The sequence below is a fragment of the Streptomyces sp. NPDC001848 genome (genome assembly GCF_042891915.1).
Lineage (GTDB): Bacteria > Actinomycetota > Actinomycetes > Streptomycetales > Streptomycetaceae > Streptomyces.
The window spans coordinates 169,526-186,838 of sequence record NZ_JBIATP010000007.1 but is presented as its reverse complement, the minus strand read 5'-3'; the positions used below and the strand labels follow the sequence as shown (position 1 = coordinate 186,838).

Below are 17,313 nucleotides of genomic sequence, written 5' to 3'. Positions count from 1 at the left end.
CTTCCGCGGTGTCCACGGCCTGCGTGGCCTCGGCGGCGGTGTCGGCGACCGGTGCCGTTTCGGCGGTCTTGCGGGTGCGGCGGCGCGGCTTGGCCTCCGCGGCTTCCGCGGTGTCCACGGCCTGCGTGGCCTCGGCGGCGGTGTCGGCGACCGGTGCCGTTTCGGTGGTCTTGCGGGTGCGGCGGCGCGGCTTGGCCTCTGCGGCTTCCGCGGTGTCCACCACGGTCTCGGCGGTGGCCGGGGCCGTTTCGGCGGTCTTGCGGGTGCGCCGACGGGGCTTGGCCTCGGTCGCCTCGGTCGGAGTGTCGGCAGCCGGTGCCGTTTCCGCGGTCTTGCGGGTGCGGCGGCGCGGCTTGGCCTCTACGGCTTCCGCGGTGTCCACGGCGGTCTCGGCGGCGGCCGGGGCCGCGTCCGTCGCCGTGGTGGCCGCCGGGGTGGCCGCAACCGTCTCGGCCGTCTTGCGGGTGCGACGGCGCGGCCTGGTCTGCGTGGCCTCGACCGTCTCCACGGCCGTCTCCGCCGCCTCGTCGGCCTTGGCGGCCTTCGGCGCGGCCGGCTCCGCGGTCACCGGCGTCACCGGTGTCGCTGCCGCCTCCATCGGCGCACCGCCACGGGTGCGGCGGCGTCGGCGGGGGGTGCGGCGCTCCTCCGATCCGGCCGCCTCCGTGGCCGCCGTCTCCGTGGTCGCCGCATCCGTGGCCGCCGACGTGTCCAGCGGCGTACCGCCCCGCGTACGGCGCCGACGGCGCGGTGTACGCGCCGGACGCTCGCCTTCCGCGGACGCGCCCGGGGAGCGGCGCCCACGTGAGCCCCGGCCGCCCGGCTCGCCGAGGTCCTCCAGTTCCTCCGCCGCAAGCCCCGCGCGCGTGCGCTCGGAGCGCGGCAGGACACCCTTCGTGCCCGCGGGAATGCCCAGGTCCGCGTACAGGTGCGGCGAGGTCGAGTACGTCTCCACCGGGTCGTTGAAGTCCAGCTCCAGCGCCTTGTTGATCAGCTGCCAGCGCGGGATGTCGTCCCAGTCGACCAGCGTGATCGCCGTACCCGACGCGCCCGCGCGGCCCGTACGGCCGATGCGGTGCAGATACGTCTTCTCGTCCTCGGGGGTCTGGTAGTTGATGACGTGCGTCACACCCTCGACGTCGATGCCGCGCGCGGCCACGTCGGTGCAGACGAGCACGTCCACCTTGCCGTTGCGGAAGGCGCGCAGGGCCTGCTCGCGCGCGCCCTGCCCGAGGTCGCCGTGGACCGCGCCGGAGGCGAACCCGCGCCGCTGCAGCTGCTCGGCGATGTCCGCCGCCGTCCGCTTCGTCCGGCAGAAGATCATCGCCAGCCCGCGGCCCTCGGCCTGCAGGATGCGCGCGACCATCTCCGGCTTGTCCATGGAGTGCGCGCGGTAGACGAACTGCCTGATGTTGGCGACCGTCGCGCCCTCGTCGTCCGGCGCGGTGGCACGGATGTGCGTCGGCTGTGACATGTAACGGCGGGCGAGACCGATCACCGCACCGGGCATCGTGGCCGAGAACAGCATGGTCTGCCGCTTGGGGGGCAGCATGTCCATGATCTTCTCGACGTCGGGCAGGAAGCCCAGGTCGAGCATCTCGTCGGCCTCGTCGAGCACCAGGCACTTGACGTGCTTCAGGTTCAGCTTCTTCTGCCCGGCGAGGTCGAGGAGCCGGCCGGGGGTGCCGACGACCACGTCGACGCCCTTCTTCAGGGCCTCCACCTGGGGCTCGTAGGCCCGGCCGCCGTAGATCGCCGTGACGCGTACGTTGCGCACCTTGCCCGCGGTCAGCAGGTCGTTCGTCACCTGGGTGCACAGCTCGCGCGTGGGGACCACGACGAGCGCCTGCGGCGCGTCGGTGAGGGCCTCGGGCTTCGCGCGGCCCGCCTCGACGTCGGCGGGGACGGTGACTCGCTCGAGGAGGGGGAGTCCGAAGCCCAGCGTCTTGCCGGTACCGGTCTTGGCCTGGCCGATGACGTCGGTGCCGGAGAGGGCTACGGGGAGCGTCATCTCCTGGATGGGAAAGGGATTGACGATGCCGACGGCTTCGAGGGCCTCGGCCGTCTCGGGAAGGATCCCGAGGTCTCGGAAAGTGGTAGTCAGGGTGCTGCCTCTTCTGTGTGGGCGGCGCGAGGCGAGCGCGGGGGTCGTGACCGTGCCGGATGACGTCGGCCTGCTTGGGGGACGGGCCTGTGGCACGGGACCACGCCGACGCTCCAGCGCTCGTACCGCTGAGGGTCCCTCCGGGTGCCGTACGCACAGTGCCGTACGGGCCAGGAGGGCTGTCGGGTCGGAGCCGATCGGGCCACCGACCGGGCATCCTCATACATGCGGCCCGTCGAGATACGCCGTCTTCCCAGACGTACGCACTCAGCAGGCGCATTACCACCATACCCCGGAATCGCGCACTCGCGGTGGCCGATTCGGTCACGTAGCCGTCGTCACACTGATTGACCAGGGACTTCCAGGTGGCGATGAGCGGGCTATTGTGCGCTTCATGACGACGCCTGACAACGCCCCCGACAGCCCCGAGGCCCCCGCCGGACCCACCGGAGTGGCCGCCCAGGACTGGGCGACCGCCTCTGCCGACCCCCAGTACCGTGCCGCGATCGTGGACCTGCTGGGCGCGCTCGCGTACGGGGAGCTGGCGGCGTTCGAACGGCTCGCGGAGGACGCGAAGCTCGCGCCGACGCTGACGGACAAGGCGGAGCTGGCGAAGATGGCGTCCGCCGAGTTCCACCACTTCGAGCGGATCAGGGACCGGCTGAAGGAGATCGGGGCCGAGCCCACGGAGGCGATGGAGCCGTTCGTGGCGGCGTACGACAGCTTCCACAAGCAGACGGCGCCCTCGGACTGGCTGGAGGGGCTCGTCAAGGCGTACGTCGGCGACTCGATCGCGAGTGACTTCTACCGAGAGGTCGCGGCCCGCCTCGACACCGACACGCGTGAACTCGTCCTGGCTGTCCTCGACGACACCGGGCACGCCGGTTTCGCGGTGGAGAAGGTGCGGGCCGCGATCGAGGCCGAGCCGCGCGTGGGCGGCCGGCTCGCCCTGTGGGCGCGGCGGTTGATGGGCGAGGCGCTGTCGCAGTCCCAGCGGGTGGTGGCCGACCGGGACGCGCTGTCCACGATGCTGGTGGGCGGTGTGGCGGACGGGTTCGACCTCGCGGAGGTCGGCAGGATGTTCTCCCGGATCACGGAGGCCCACACCAAGCGGATGGCCGCGCTGGGGCTGGCTGCCTGACGCCGACGGACCCCCGGGCCCGGGCCGAACGCGCCGCAGGCCCGGGGGCACCACACGTATCGGCGGCGGTCGGCCGTACGGGGGTGGGGCACGTGGTGCCCGTCCGGCGGCCGTGCGTCCCGCGTTCGGTCGCGCTCGGGGCGCTCGGGGCGCCCTCGGCCGGCCTCATGCCGGCCGACGCCGCAGCAGCCCGCGCGCCCGTCGCCCGAGCCGCTCACGGAGTTCCCGCACCCCCTCACCGGAGGTGCCCCGGCCGTCGCCGTCTGTGGCGGCCGGCCGTCTGGCGTCGGCCCCGGCGGCGGCCCTCAGGCCGTCGCCGAGCGGCGGCGAAATCTTTCCGCGGGCCTCAGCAGCAGGGACAGTGACGCCGCCGAGACCACCAGCGCCCCGGCCAGGACCACCAGGAGACCCGTCGGGGCCAGCGTGCTGTGGGTGAGGAACGCCCCGAAGAGCGCCCCCGCCGCACCCGTCGACAGCACCAGGACGCGGCTGGGCAGACGGTGTGGCAGCCGGCGCGCGGCCACCCACGCCAGGGCGAGCCCGAGGACGGCGGAGCCGAGCGCTTCCAAGAGCATGACGAGGTCCCTCCCGCACGGCTGCTGCCTGGGCAAATCGGTCGTAGCCGGTATTACCCGCGGCGCGCGGAACACAATCATCCCCGGTGGGGCAGATGTGCTCCGTCTGAGTGTTCGTCGAGCAAGTGGGTTCTTCCGAGTGGCGGCCTTCCCGTGGGTTCTTCCGAGTGGGTACCTTCCCGAGCACGTGTCTTCCCCGAGCGGCACCTCCCCCAGGCAGCGGAAGGGGCCCGGCGGTACACACACCGCCGGGCCCCTTCCGCTGCTCCGTCCGGAACTACAGCGCGCCGAAACCCACCTTGCGCGGGGTGGGCTCGCCGATCTCCACGTAGGCGAGACGCTCGGTCGGGACGAGGACCTTGCGGCCGTGCTCGTCCACCAGGGACAGCAGCTGCGACTTGCCGGCCAGCGCCTCGGACACGACGCGCTCGACCTCCTCGGCACTCTGCCCGCTCTCCAGAACGATCTCGCGGGGCGCGTGCTGCACGCCGATCTTGACCTCCACGGCTTTGTCCCTCCGACGGTCAGTGATGTGCGCGGCCGTCCGCGCCGTACCAGCACACATTAGCCCGGTGAGGGGACGTACACGCTCCGCTCCGGCACGCCAGGAGCGAACACCCGGCGGGAACAAAACAGCCCTACGCCCCCGCCCGGTGGTGTCCGGGCGGGGGCGTAGGGCGTCGATCGGTCCCCGAGGGGTCAGTGGTGCTGTTCGCTCCCGTGCAGCGGGAAGCCCGCGATGCCCCGCCACGCCAGCGAGGTCAGCAGCTGCACCGCCTGGTCGCGCGGCACGCTGCGGTCGCTGTGCAGCCAGGAGCGCGCCACCACCTGGGCCAGGCCGCCGAGGCCCGAGGCCAGCAGCATCGATTCGGCCCGCGACAGACCGGTGTCCTCGACGATCACGTCGCAGATCGCCTCCGCGCACTCGTTCGCGACCTTGTCGACGCGCTCGCGCACGGCGGGCTCGTTCGTCAGGTCGGACTCGAACACCAGCCGGAAGGCGCCGCCGTCGTCCTCCACGTACGTGAAGTACGCGTCCATCGTGGCCCGTACGCGCTGCTTGTTGTCGGTCGTCGACGCGAGCGCGTTCCGTACGGCCTGCAGCAGGGCCTCGCAGTGCTGGTCCAGCAGGGCCAGATAGAGGTCGAGCTTGCCCGGGAAGTGCTGGTAGAGCACCGGCTTGCTGACGCCGGCGCGGTCGGCGATGTCGTCCATCGCGGCCGCGTGGTAGCCCTGCGCCACGAAGACCTCCTGCGCGGCGCCCAGCAGCTGGTTCCGTCGGGCACGGCGCGGCAGGCGAGTGCCCCGCGGGCGTGCCGCCTCTGTCTGCTCGATGGCTGTCACGCCGCCTCCCAAAATCGTCCACATGCGGTGTGCGCCGCGCCGCCATCGTACTTTTCGGTAACCCTGCTGTGCGCGGTGCGAACGCAGAATTTCACGGACCGGACGGTGGCGAAAGACGCGCGGAACACGTCATACAGGGGCAGAGCGGACGAACGGATGCCCCCGCACCGGGTGACGCTCGGCGGTCGCTCACCGCCCGCAGTCGTTCTCTTACCTGACGTGGTCGTCGTACCTCACCGACCTCGCGAGCCGCCGAGTGCTCACCGGTAGTCGTCCTCGTCGAGGGCGACGATGCGCGCCTGCTCCGCGAGGTCCGCCTCGTTGGCGCGCAGGATGTCGTCTCCCTTCAGGGTCTCGTCCCGCTCGGGCGCCAGCTCCGCGTGCTGTTCGGCGGCGTCGTTCTCCGGGGCCTCGACGTCGAGTTCGGCGGCGTCGTTCCCGTCGTCCTCGAACGTCTCGGGATCAGTGGGGTCTACGGCCATGGTGGGCTCCCTTCCTAGAACTCCTGGGACTCCGGGAACGTCCCTGAAAAGGCGGGGTCCACATCCGGGTGCCCTGCTATGAGCCTAGGAGACACCCGATCCGGACGCTATGTCTGGTGCGATGCCCCATGGGCTTCGGGGAACGCTGCGCGCCGGGCGTCGCGGCCCCTCTCTGTGACGGCGAACACATGAACCACTGCGTGATCGTCTCGTAACATTGCCGCATGTCTTCGACCGAGTTGCCGTCCGTCCCGGCCGCCAATGTTCTGCCGAAGGTGGCGCCCGTCAGGATCGAGGAAGGCGAGCGGCTCAGGTCGGTGGCACTGCCCGGGATCACGCTGACGGTGCGGTCGAGACCACCGCGGCGCGAAGGGCTGCCGCCCGCGCTGTACGTCCACGGGCTCGGGGGTTCCTCCCAGAACTGGTCGGCGCTGATGGCGCTGCTCGACGAGGACGTCGACGGCGAGGCGGTCGATCTGCCGGGCTTCGGCGACTCCCCGCCGCCGGACGACGGCAACTACTCCGTCACCGGGCACGCGCGCGCGGTCATCCGCTATCTCGACGCCGCCGGACGCGGTCCCCTGCACCTGTTCGGCAACTCGATGGGCGGAGCCGTCGCCACGCGCGTGGCGGCCGTCCGCCCCGATCTCGTGCGCACGCTCACGCTCGTCTCGCCCGCCCTCCCCGAGATCCTCATCCAGCGGGGGGCCATCCCGACGGGCCTGCTCGCGGTGCCCGGGGTCGCCGCCCTGTTCACCCGGTACACCAAGGAGTGGACGGCCGAGCAGCGCGTCCGCGGGGTCATGGCGCTGTGCTACGGCGACCCCGGACGCGTCACGCCGGAGGGTTTCCGCAACGCGGTCGAGGAGATGGAGCGGCGGCTGAGGCTGCCCTACTTCTGGGACGCGATGGCACGCTCCGCACGCGGGATCGTCAACGCCTACACGCTGGGCGGACAGCACGGGCTGTGGCGCCAGGCGGAGCGGGTCCTCGCCCCGACACTGCTGGTCTACGGCGGCCGGGACCAGCTGGTTTCGTTCCGCATGGCCCAGCGCGCGGCCCGCGCCTTTCGCGACTCCCGCCTGCTCACCCTGCCCGAGGCGGGGCATGTCGCGATGATGGAATACCCGGACGTGGTGGCTGCGGCGTTCCGCGAACTCGTCGCGGACACGGGCGAGTCGGGTGAGGGATCGGCGAGCGCGGGTTCGGCGACGACAGGCGGGACCTCCACCGGGACCTCCTCGCAGGGCGCGGCGAGCGACGGCACCGGCACGGCGGACACGAGGAGCTGAGACGCGGCGTGGGACGACACAGCCGCAGGGGGCGGGGCGACGGCGCGAGCGGTGGCACGGAGGTGGCGCCGGGCATATCCGCGGCGGACCGGTCGACACGGGGTGCGACGGGCGGCGGCACGCGTCGTACGGCCGACGGGACGCCCGCCCGAGGCGTCCCGCGTCCCGCCGACGGCACCCCCGCCCATGGCGTGCCCCGGCTTCCCGACGGCGCCCCCCAGGCCCGTGGCGGTCACCCCGAGCACCGTGAAGGCGGCGGCGCCTGGGGCGACTTCAGGGCCGACGCGGCCCGGGAGGTGCCGCACCGGCATACCGCCCCCCGCATTCCCCGGCAGCGGTCGCAGCCCGGGCCCCGTCAGGAGTACCTCGACGCCTTCGAAGCCTTCGACGAGGACGAGGACGTCTTCACGCCGCGCCGCACCGGCCGCGCCCCACACGCGCCCCCGACCGACGAGTCTCACCCCGGCACGCAGACCCAGGAGAGCGAGCCGCCCACCGGGATCGGTGAGACCGCACGCGGCACCGGCGGCAGGGGACGCTCGTACGCCGGGATCGTGGCCGCCGCCGTGACCACCGTGCTCGCGCTCGTAGTCGCCGGCCAGTTCCTCGCCGGACAGGACCGCACCGCCGCCACACCGTCCCGGTCCGCGACCGACCAGGCCCGCGACACCTCCGGCCCGGCCATCGGGGCCGACCCCACCCGCTCCGTCCCGCCCGGCGGGACGCCGCTGACGTACGAGCAGGCGATGGACCGGACGTACCCGCTCAGCGCCAAGCTGAAGGGGCCCGGCACGTTCGAAGCGGTTCCCGGCGTCGCCAAGGCATCCGGCACCGGCCGGAAGTACACCTACCGCGTGGACGTCGAGAACGGCCTCGGGCTCGACGGCGAACTCTTCGCCCAGGCCGTGCAGAAGACCCTCAACGACGACCGCAGCTGGGCCCACAACGGCGCCCGCACCTTCGAGCGCATCCAGTCGGGCAAGCCCGACTTCGTGATCACGCTGGCCAGCCCCGGCACCACCGCCGCCTGGTGCGCCAAGTCGGGTCTGGACACCACGGAGGACAACGTCTCCTGCGACTCGGCGTCGACCGAGCGCGTGATGATCAACGCCTACCGCTGGGCGCAGGGCTCGACGACCTACGGTGACGCGATTCACGCCTACCGTCAGATGCTGATCAACCACGAGGTGGGCCACCGCCTCGGCCACGGCCATGTGACCTGCGACAAGGACGGCGAGCTCGCCCCGGTCATGCAGCAGCAGACCAAGTTCCTCGACCACGACGGAATCCACTGCCGCGCCAACCCCTGGCCGTATCCCGGGAGTTGACGGGCGCAGCTCTCGTCACATTGACACACGCGGAAAGTTCGTTCATATTGCTGCCCATGTCGCCCCGTCACGCCCTCCGTCGCGCCGCCATCGAGCTGGCGCTCATCGGCGTGACCGCGCTCTGCGTGGCCGACATCGACTGTCGCTGACGCCCGCCTCAGGCGTTCGCGTCGCGACGTTCCCCTCTCTTCCGTGACCTGTCGGCAGACACCGGCCGGTTCACACTTCTTTCGACGACCCGGCGCCGAGGCAGACGTCTGACCAGTCCCGTCTCACATTTTCGTCAATCCGTCTCGCCATAAGAGACGAGTCCCGAGAGGTCGTCATTCCGATGCGTCAACCGTCCGTCATAGCGCGCCGTGTGGCAGCGGCATCCGTCAGCCTGGTCGTGGCAGCGGGCGCCGCCGCCTGCGGGCCGAAGGACAACGGTGTCAAGGCTTCCGGTGGCGACTCCACGCCGCACAAGGGCGGCACGCTGACCGTCCTGAACTCCGATCCGCAGCAGGACTTCGACCCGGCCCGCCTGTACACCTCCGGCGGCGGCAACGTCCCGTCCCTGGTCTTCCGCACGCTCACCACACGCAACCGCGCGAACGGCGCGGCCGGCGCCAAGGTCGTCCCGGACCTCGCCACCGACACCGGGCGCCCGAACAAGGACGCGACCGTGTGGACGTACACGCTGAAGGCGGGCCTGAAGTACGAGGACGGCACGCCGATCACCTCGGCGGACATCAAGTACGGCATCGAGCGCTCCTTCGCCCCCGAACTCTCCGGCGGCGCCCCCTACCTGAGGGACTGGCTGGTCGGCGCGGCGGACTACCAGGGCCCGTACAAGGACAAGAAGGGCCTCGACGCGATCCAGACCCCGGACAGCCGGACCATCGTCTTCCACCTGGACAAGCCCGAGGGCGAGTTCCCGTACCTGGCCACGCAGACCCAGTTCACGCCCGTCCCGAAGGCCAAGGACACCGGTACGAAGTACGAGGAGCACCCGATCTCCTCCGGCCCGTACAAGGTCGTCCAGAACCAGAACGACGGCGAGCGGCTCATCCTGGAGCGCAACGCGTACTGGTCGGGTGACGACCAGCGCAAGGCCTACCCGGACAGGATCGACGTACGCTCCGGGCTCGACTCCTCGGTGATCAACCAGCGGCTGTCGGCGTCCCAGGGCGCGGACGCCGCCGCGGTCACCACGGACACCAACCTCGGCCCGGCCGAACTCGCCAAGGTGACCGGCGACAAGGAACTGGCTTCGCGTGTCGGCACCGGCCACTTCGGTTACACGAACTACATCGCGTTCAATCCCACGGTCAAGCCGTTCAACAACGTCAAGGTGCGGCAGGCGATCTCGTACGCCATCGACCGGTCGTCCGTGATCAACGCGGCGGGCGGCTCCTCGCTGGCCGAGCCCGCCACCACCTTCCTTCCGAACCAGAAGTCCTTCGGCTACACGCCGTACGACCTCTTCCCGGCGGGTGCGACCGGCAACCCGGCCAAGGCCAGGGAACTGCTGAAGGAGGCCGGTTACGCGAACGGGCTCACGGTGACCCTCACGCATTCCAACGACAAGAACTTCGAGACCAGCCCGGAGATCGCCACCGCCGTCCAAGACGCGCTGAAGAAGGCCGGCATCACCGTCAAGCTGCAGGGACTGGAGAACAACGACTACAAGGACAAGATCCACAACGTCAAGACCGAGCCCGGCTTCTTCCTGGCCCACTGGGGCGCGGACTGGCCCTCCGGCGGACCCTTCCTGGCCCCGATCTTCGACGGCCGGCAGATCGTCAAGGACGGCGCGAACTTCAACACCGGCCTGCTGAACGACAAGTCTGTCAATGCCGAGATTGACGCGATCAACAAGTTGACGGATCTTGACGCAGCCGCCAAGCGGTGGGGTGCACTGGACAAGAAGATCGGCGAGCAGGCCCTGGTCGTGCCGCTGTTCCACCCCGTCTACAAGCGTCTGTACGGCAAGGACGTCAAGAACATCGTGATCAGTGACTGGACCGGTGTTCTGGACATCTCGCAGGTCGCGGTGAAGTAGCGCTGTGAGCGAGGCACTTGTCGCCGTCGAGGCCGCCGGGGCGGACGCTTCCGTCCCGGCGGCCTCGGGGGCCCGTCTGTTCTGGCGGCGGCTGCGCGCGCAGCGCGCCGTCCTTGTCGCGGCGGCCGTCGTCGCGTTGCTCGTCCTAATCGCGCTCGCCGCACCCCTGCTCACAGCGTTCGAGGGACAGGACCCGACCACCTACCATCCGACGCTCGTCGACTCGGCGCGTGGCGGCGTGCCCATCGGGTCGTTCGGCGGCATGAGCGGCGACCACTGGCTGGGCGTCGAACCGCAGACCGGACGCGACCTGTTCGCACGGCTCGTGTACGGGGCGCGGGTGTCGCTGGGCGTGGCACTCGCCGCCACGGTGGTGCAGGTCCTGCTCGGTGTCGTCATGGGCATCGCGGCGGGCCTCGGCAACCGCTGGGTCGACCTGACCTTGAGCCGGATCACCGACATCTTCATCTCCATGCCACTGATGATCATGGCGCTGGCGCTGCTGGCGATCGTCCCGAGCAGCTTTCCGCGGCCCGTGCTCGTCGCGCTCATCGTCGGGCTGGTCTCCGGCTGGGGCACCCTGTCGAAGCTGGTGAGAGCCCAGACGCTCACGCTCAAGGGACTCGACTACGTCTCCGCCGCCCGGCTCAGTGGCTGGGGCACCGTCCGCATCGCCCGCCGTGAGCTGCTGCCCGGCCTCGCCGCGCCCGTCATCACCTACTCCGCGTTGCTCGTGCCGCAGAACATCTCCGTCGAGGCCGCCCTGTCCTTCCTCGGTGTCGGGGTCAAGCCTCCGACCCCGTCCTGGGGGCAGATGCTCACCTCCGCCGACGTCTGGTACCAGGCCGCCCCGCAGTACCTGCTGCTGCCCGCGGGCGCGCTGTTCGTGACCGTGTTCGCCCTCACCGTCCTCGGTGACGGCGTGCGCACCGCGCTCGACCCGCGCGCGGCCTCGCGTCTGCGCGTCGGAACCGGACGCAAGCGGGAGGCCAGGGCGGACGCGACCGCACGGAAGGAGGAGCGGGCATGACCGGCCTCGGCGGTTTCGCACTGCGCCGTGTCGTCGGCGCGGTGGTCACCCTTTTCGCCCTCTCGATGATCATCTATGTCGTCTTCTACGTCACACCCGGCAATGTCGCCCAGATCACCTGCGGCCCTCGCTGCTCCCCCGAACAGGTGCACCAGGTCGCCCAGCAACTGAAACTCGACGACCCGCTGTACCTGCGCTACTGGCACTTCCTCCAGGGCCTGTTCGCCGGCCAGGACTACTCGACGGGCACCTCCGTCGAGCACTGCCCGGCGCCCTGCCTCGGCCTGTCGTACCAGAGCGACCAGCAGGTGACCGACATCATCCTGGCGAAGCTGCCGGTCAGCTTCTCGCTGGTGCTCGGCGCGATGGTGATCTGGCTCGTCCTGGGCATCGGCACCGGGGTGCTGTCCGCCTGGCGGCGCGGCAGGGTCACCGAGCGGGCGCTGACCGCGATCACGCTCGCCGGCGTGGCCACACCCGTGTTCGTCATCGGCCTGATCCTGATGATCGTCATCTGTGGTCAGCTGCAACTGCTGCCCTTCCCGCAGTACGTCGACTTCACCGACGATCCCGAGCAGTGGGCGTGGAACCTGCTGCTGCCCTGGCTCTCGCTCGCCCTGATCGAAGCCGCCAACTTCGCCCGCCTGACCAGGGCCTCGATGCTGGAGACGCTGGCCGAGGACCACATCAGGACGTTTCGCGCCTACGGCGTCGGCGAACGCTCGGTCATCGCGCGGCACGCGCTGCGCGGAGCGTTCGCGTCCGTCATCTCCCTGAACGCCGTCACCTTCGGCTCGGCCGTCGGCGGCGCGGTGCTCACCGAGACCCTCTTCGGACTGCCCGGCATCGGACAGGAACTGGTCCAGGCGGTCAAGGTCGTCGACCTGCCGGTCGTCGTCGGCATGGTCCTCGTGATCGGCTTCTTCGTGGTGCTGGCAAACGCCGTCGCGGACGTCCTGTACGCGGTGGCCGACCGACGGGTGGTGCTCGCATGAGCCTGGTGGAAGTCACGGATCTCACCGTCGAGTTCGGCTCCCTGCACGCCGTCGACGGCCTCTCCTTCCGGCTGGCCGAGGGCGCCGCTCTCGGTCTGGTCGGCGAGTCGGGATCCGGCAAGTCGACCGTCGCCTCGGCGCTCCTCGGCCTGCACCGCGGCACGGGCGCCCGGGTGAGCGGCTCGGTCCGGGTCGCCGGCACCGACGTGCAGAGTGCGTCCGACGAGGACCTGCGGCGGCTGCGCGGCGGCAGGGCCGCGATGGTGTTCCAGGACCCGTTGTCGTCCCTGGATCCGTACTACGCGATCGGTGACCAGATCGCCGAGGTGTACCGGGTGCACACGCGCTCCTCCCGGCGTGCGGCACGCGCGCGTGCCGTCGAGGTGCTGGACCGGGTGGGCATCCCGGACGCCGCACGACGGTCCCGCTCACGCCCGCACGAGTTCAGCGGCGGCATGCGCCAGCGCGCCCTGATCGCCATGGCGCTCGCCTGCGAACCGGACCTGCTGATCGCCGACGAGCCGACCACCGCACTGGATGTGACGGTCCAGGCGCAGATCCTGGACCTGCTGCACAGCCTGCGCGAGGAGACCGGGATGGGGCTGATCCTCGTCACGCACGACGTGGGCGTCGCCGCGGAGAGCGTCGACCAGGTGCTCGTCATGCGGCACGGCAAGGCCGTCGAGCGCGGCGCGGTCGCCACCGTGCTGGGGGAGCCTCGTGAGGAGTACACCCGCGCACTGCTGAGCGCGGTGCCGCGGGTGGACGCGCCGCGGGTGGCGGAGAGCGCCGCGTCGGACGAGGTCGTCGTCGAGGCGGTGGGACTTCGTCGCGAGTTCGGCCGCGGCAGCCGGAAGTTCGCCGCCGTCGACGACGTGTCGCTGACGGTGCGGCGCGGCGAGACCCTCGGCATCGTGGGGGAGAGCGGCAGTGGGAAGACCACCCTGGGGCGCATGCTGGTCGGGCTGCTGGAACCCACGGCCGGCGAGGTCCGCCACGGGGGCGCCACGCGGACAGGGGTGAACCCGGCCGTGCAGATGGTCTTCCAGGACCCCGTCTCCTCCCTCAACCCCCGGCGCAGCGTGGGCGAGTCCATCGCCGACCCGCTGCGGGCGCGTGGGGAGTCCGATGAGCGGCGCATCCGGGGGCGCGTGCGCGAACTTCTGGAGCGCGTGGGCCTCGACGGGGCGCACTACGACCGGTACCCGCACGAGTTCAGTGGCGGTCAGCGCCAGCGCGTCGGCATCGCGCGTGCGCTGGCCGCCGAACCGCGCGTCATCGTCTGCGACGAGCCGGTCTCCGCGCTGGACGTCACCACCCAGGCGCAGGTCGTCGCCCTGCTCGCCGAGCTGCAGCGCGAACTCGGGCTGGCCCTGGTGTTCATCGCACACGACCTCGCCGTCGTGCGCCAGGTCAGCGACCGGGTCGCGGTGATGCGGCGGGGGCGGATCGTCGAGTACGGCCCCACCGACGAGGTGTACGAGTCGCCCCGGGACGCGTACACCAAGCAACTCCTGACGGCCGTACCCGCGCTGGACCCCGCGGTCGCGGCCGAACGGCGCACGGCCCGCAGGGAGCTCACCGCCGCGTGACCCGGCCGCAGGCCGAAAGTGAGCCGGTGAACCGCTAGCGCGACCGAACGCGGCCTGTGCAGGAAAGTCACGCCCGTTCACCCCTTTTGGTGGCGCGACGGACAACCGTCCGTCGCGCCACCGCCCCGTCCGCGTACGTTCGTCCCGCTGCGGGCCGCCGGTCGACGGCGGCTCCCTACGGGAGATCGGGGGTGCACACGTGCGCATCGGACTGCTTACGGAGGGTGGCTATCCGTATGTGAGCGGTGACGCCAGGCTCTGGTGCGACCGGCTCGTGCGCGGACTTCGGCAGCACGAGTTCGACGTCTACGCGCTCTGCCGCACCGAGCGGCAGGAGGCCGAGGGCTGGATCCCGCTGCCGCCGCACGTCGGCCGGGTACGCACGGCGCCCCTGTGGACCGCGCAGGACGAGGGGGTCGCATACGGGCGCCGGGCGCGGCGGCGGTTCGCCGAGGTGTACGGGGAGTTGGCCGCCGCCCTGTGCGCGGCACCGGAGCCGGGGGCACCGCAGGGGGCGTCCGAACCGGTCGGCCCCGAGGCGGACCGTTTCGCCAGTGCCCTGTACGCGCTGGCCGAACTCGCCCGTGACGAGGGCGGACTGGCCCGCGCCCTGCGCTCCGAAACCGCCGTACGCGCGCTGGAGGGCGCCTGCCGCGCACCGGGCGCCCTCCGCTCGGCGCGCTCGGCGGAGGTCCCCGATCTGCTTGAGGTGGCCGCACATGTCGAACGCGCCCTGCGCCCCCTCTCGCTCGACTGGTACGAGGACGACGGACTCGGCTCCGTCGACCTCTGCCACGCCACGTCGGGCGCCGCCGCGGCCCTGCCCGGACTGCTCGCCGGGCACTTCTCCGGCATTCCCCTGCTGGTCACCGAGTACGGCGTACGGCTGCGGGCGCACTACCTGGGAGCGACGGACGAGACGCGCCCGGTGCGTGCGCTGCTCGCCTCCTTCCAACGCCGGCTGGCCGCAGAGGTGTACCGGCGGGCCGCCTGCGTGACACCCGGCAACGCCCACGCCCGGCGCTGGCAGGAGCGGTGCGGCGCAGACCGCGCCAAGGTCCGCACGGTCTACCCCGGCATGGAGGCGTCCCGCTTCACGGACGTGGGCGAGGCCGCCGACCGCGCGGACCCCTACACCCTGGTCTGGGTCGGCCGCGTGGAACCCGCCAAGGACCTGGTCTGCCTGCTGCACGCCTTCGCGGAGATCCGCAAGGCGGAGCCGAAGGCCAGGCTGCGCGTGGTCGGGACCCCGGCGGGCGCCGAAGGCGCGGAGTACCTCGGACAGTGCAGGGCTCTGGCCGCGCAACTGTTCCCGGACGAGGCGGAGGGCGTGCACGTCGTCGGCGACAACCCGGTGTCCTTCGAGGAGATCGGCGGTCCGGAAGTGCCCGACCTGGCGGAGGCCTACGCGGCCGGGGCGGTCGTGGTCCTGTCGAGCGTCGTGGAGGGATTTCCGATCAGCCTGGTGGAGGCCATGTTCTGCGGTCGCGCGACGGTGTCCACGGATGTGGGCGCGGTGGTGGAGGTCATCGGCGGCACGGGCCTCGTGGTTCCGCCGCGCAACCCGCGCGCGCTCGCAGAGGCGTGCCTGGCACTGCTGCGCGACCCCGCGCGCCGTGAGCGCCTCGGCGCGGCCGCCCGCGCGCGAGCCCTCGAACTGTTCACCGTCGAGCAGAACGTGGCGGCATTTCACGGCATTTACCTGGAGATCGTCTCCCACGCGCCGGTACGGCGGGTCGTGCTGGACGATGCGGGCGACCCGCTGCCCTTCGGAGCGCCCGCGGAGGCCCATCTGCCCGGCCGCTGGACCGAGCCCCGGCTCCCCGGCGCCCGACCCCGCTGGGCGTGCGTGCAGGACGCCGCGCCGACCCCCGTACGCGCCGACGTCCCGCCCCACGCGCCCGTACCGACAGCGGAGGGCGCGCGATGAGAGACGTGAGCGGCGCGGGCGCACCGCATGGCTCCGACGCCTGGGACACGAGACCGGAGGGATGGGACTTCGGGGTGGAGGACGCGCACATGAGCGCGGACGGGACAACGGAGGCACGTGCAAGGGTTGTCGCGCGGGAGCGAGCGCCCCATGAGGGCGCGACGCGGCGAGCACCCCACGCCGCCGGTGCCGCGCGCGCCGCGGACGCCGGGAGCGCGGATCCCGCACACAGGCCCCCCGCCCGCCGAGGTGCCGCCGACCCCGTCAAGGCCCTCATGCACCGGCACCGCGAGCTGTGCCAACAGGCCGTCGACCCGCTGGAGATCGCGGCCGGTCTGGAGGCCCACGGACTGACCGACCGGGCCGCCGCCCGCTACCGGCACCGCGACGTCTTCTCGCTCGCCGAGGAGATGTACGCGCGCGTACCCCGCGACGACGACCGGCCTGCACCCCACCGCGCCCCCACGGGCACCACCCGCGAACACCGGGCGTGGGCCGTCCTCGCCCTGCTCCCGGGCGCCCTGTGCACCGCCGTCGTCGTCGGCCTGCGGGCCACCACCGAGGACCGCGCCCACCTCGCCGTCGCCGCACTCGGTGCCCTCGCCGTCACGCTGGGCCTGCGCGTGGCACTCGCCCGTGGCCCGCTGCGCGCCCCCGCCACCTCCGCCGCCACACGCGTGTGGACGTGCTGGCTGCTCGCCTACGCCCTCCTCGGCGACGGCCTGCTGCGCGCTGCCCTGGACGGCGGCCCCGACGGCCGCTGGCCCCCGGCCACCGCGTCCGTCCTGGCCCTCGCTCTGGCCTGCGGCCCGGCCGCCTGGTGCGCCCGCCTCTTCGCCGTCCGCGCCCGCCGCCGACTCGCCGCGAGCCGCGGCCTCGAGGAGTTCGCGGCCTCGGTCACCCCGCTGTTCCTCGGTGTGTTCGCCCTCTTCCTCGGCGCCCTCGCCGCACTGCTCGCGTTCACCGGAGCCCTCCTCGACGAACCCGCCCTTCCGCCAGGAGCCGGCGCCCTGGGAGCACTCCTGCTGCTCGCCCGGCTGCTCGCCGTCCACGGCGCCGGGCGGGCCCCGACCGTCGTCCTCGGTACCGCGGCCGCCATCGAGGCGACCGCCCTGGCCACGGTGTTCGCCGCCCGGCTCCCCGGCTGCTCCGCTCTCGCCACGCCGGTCGAGACGCTGACCGACGCCTGGGGCGCGGACGCCTTACCGGCCCTCGTCTGCACCCTCGCGGCCCTGACCCTGCTGATCCACGCGATCCGCACGCTGACCCGCGCCTCGGCCCACGCCCGGCCGCCCGGATCCCCCTGAGCCGTTGGCCCATGACCACTGGGACGTCATGGACCGCGACCGCCGCCCGGGACCCGGTCCCCGGCACCCCTCCCGCGGGCCCGACACCGCGGGGCCCCTCTCATCCCACGGCACCACCCTCGTAAGGAGAAACGCCAGATGATCACCTC

At 72.1% G+C, this 17,313-nt stretch carries 15 protein-coding genes; 10 read left to right on the top strand and 5 right to left on the bottom strand.

What is annotated here, in order from left to right:
• Positions 1-2,011, bottom strand: a 2,011-nt coding sequence (locus ACFYZJ_RS16295; RefSeq protein ID WP_388568011.1) for a DEAD/DEAH box helicase, incomplete at its 3' end; no start/stop codon positions are given.
• Positions 2,012-2,498: 487 nt separating this feature from the next.
• On the opposite strand from ACFYZJ_RS16295, the gene ACFYZJ_RS16290 reads away from it, so the two are divergent.
• Positions 2,499-3,245, top strand: coding sequence for a ferritin-like fold-containing protein (locus ACFYZJ_RS16290; RefSeq protein WP_388568008.1), 747 nt, complete (start codon positions 2,499-2,501; stop codon positions 3,243-3,245).
• A 305-nt stretch (positions 3,246-3,550) separates the two neighbouring features.
• Here ACFYZJ_RS16290 and ACFYZJ_RS16285 read toward each other — a convergent pair whose 3' ends face one another.
• The 4 genes from ACFYZJ_RS16285 to ACFYZJ_RS16270 form a co-directional block, all read right to left on the bottom strand.
• On the bottom strand, positions 3,551-3,820 hold the full coding sequence (locus ACFYZJ_RS16285; RefSeq protein ID WP_388568005.1) for a hypothetical protein: 270 nt from the start codon (positions 3,818-3,820) through the stop codon (positions 3,551-3,553).
• A 277-nt stretch (positions 3,821-4,097) separates the two neighbouring features.
• Entirely contained in the window at positions 4,098-4,325 is a 228-nt protein-coding gene (locus tag ACFYZJ_RS16280; protein WP_103843673.1) for a DUF3107 domain-containing protein, read from the bottom strand.
• A gap of 194 nt (positions 4,326-4,519) precedes the next feature.
• Positions 4,520-5,164: a TetR/AcrR family transcriptional regulator gene (locus ACFYZJ_RS16275; protein ID WP_388568002.1), complete on the bottom strand. Its 645-nt coding sequence runs from the start codon at positions 5,162-5,164 to the stop codon at positions 4,520-4,522.
• A 260-nt stretch (positions 5,165-5,424) separates the two neighbouring features.
• The gene (locus tag ACFYZJ_RS16270) at positions 5,425-5,646 is read right to left on the bottom strand and encodes a hypothetical protein (protein WP_388567999.1); all 222 of its coding nucleotides are present in this window, start codon (positions 5,644-5,646) and stop codon (positions 5,425-5,427) included.
• Positions 5,647-5,870: 224 nt separating this feature from the next.
• On the opposite strand from ACFYZJ_RS16270, the gene ACFYZJ_RS16265 reads away from it, so the two are divergent.
• The 9 genes from ACFYZJ_RS16265 to ACFYZJ_RS16225 all read left to right on the top strand — a co-directional run bounded on the left by ACFYZJ_RS16265 (position 5,871) and on the right by ACFYZJ_RS16225 (position 17,164).
• The gene (locus ACFYZJ_RS16265) at positions 5,871-6,938 is read left to right on the top strand and encodes an alpha/beta fold hydrolase (protein ID WP_388567997.1); all 1,068 of its coding nucleotides are present in this window, start codon (positions 5,871-5,873) and stop codon (positions 6,936-6,938) included.
• Positions 6,939-6,946: 8 nt separating this feature from the next.
• Positions 6,947-8,266, top strand: coding sequence for a DUF3152 domain-containing protein (locus ACFYZJ_RS16260; protein WP_388567994.1), 1,320 nt, complete (start codon positions 6,947-6,949; stop codon positions 8,264-8,266).
• Positions 8,267-8,322: 56 nt separating this feature from the next.
• Positions 8,323-8,415, top strand: coding sequence for an Ms4533A family Cys-rich leader peptide (locus ACFYZJ_RS16255; protein ID WP_388567991.1), 93 nt, complete (start codon positions 8,323-8,325; stop codon positions 8,413-8,415).
• Between the two features lie 182 nt (positions 8,416-8,597).
• The gene (locus ACFYZJ_RS16250) at positions 8,598-10,310 is read left to right on the top strand and encodes an ABC transporter substrate-binding protein (protein WP_388567988.1); all 1,713 of its coding nucleotides are present in this window, start codon (positions 8,598-8,600) and stop codon (positions 10,308-10,310) included.
• Between the two features lie 4 nt (positions 10,311-10,314).
• A complete protein-coding gene (locus tag ACFYZJ_RS16245) occupies positions 10,315-11,340 on the top strand; it encodes an ABC transporter permease (RefSeq protein ID WP_388567985.1) in 1,026 nt (341 codons plus the stop codon).
• Positions 11,337-12,335, top strand: a complete 999-nt coding sequence (locus ACFYZJ_RS16240; protein ID WP_388567983.1) for an ABC transporter permease — start codon at positions 11,337-11,339, stop codon at positions 12,333-12,335. Before ACFYZJ_RS16245 ends, ACFYZJ_RS16240 begins: the two co-directional genes overlap by 4 nt.
• The gene (locus ACFYZJ_RS16235; RefSeq protein WP_388567981.1) at positions 12,332-13,927 is read left to right on the top strand and encodes a dipeptide ABC transporter ATP-binding protein; all 1,596 of its coding nucleotides are present in this window, start codon (positions 12,332-12,334) and stop codon (positions 13,925-13,927) included. The genes ACFYZJ_RS16240 and ACFYZJ_RS16235 overlap by 4 nt, the downstream gene beginning before the upstream one ends.
• Before the next feature lie 199 nt (positions 13,928-14,126).
• Positions 14,127-15,857 (top strand): DUF3492 domain-containing protein, encoded by a 1,731-nt coding sequence (locus ACFYZJ_RS16230; RefSeq protein ID WP_388567978.1) that lies wholly within the window; start codon positions 14,127-14,129, stop codon positions 15,855-15,857.
• Positions 15,854-17,164, top strand: coding sequence for a hypothetical protein (locus ACFYZJ_RS16225; RefSeq protein WP_388567975.1), 1,311 nt, complete (start codon positions 15,854-15,856; stop codon positions 17,162-17,164). Before ACFYZJ_RS16230 ends, ACFYZJ_RS16225 begins: the two co-directional genes overlap by 4 nt.
• Positions 17,165-17,313 lie beyond the last annotated feature (149 nt).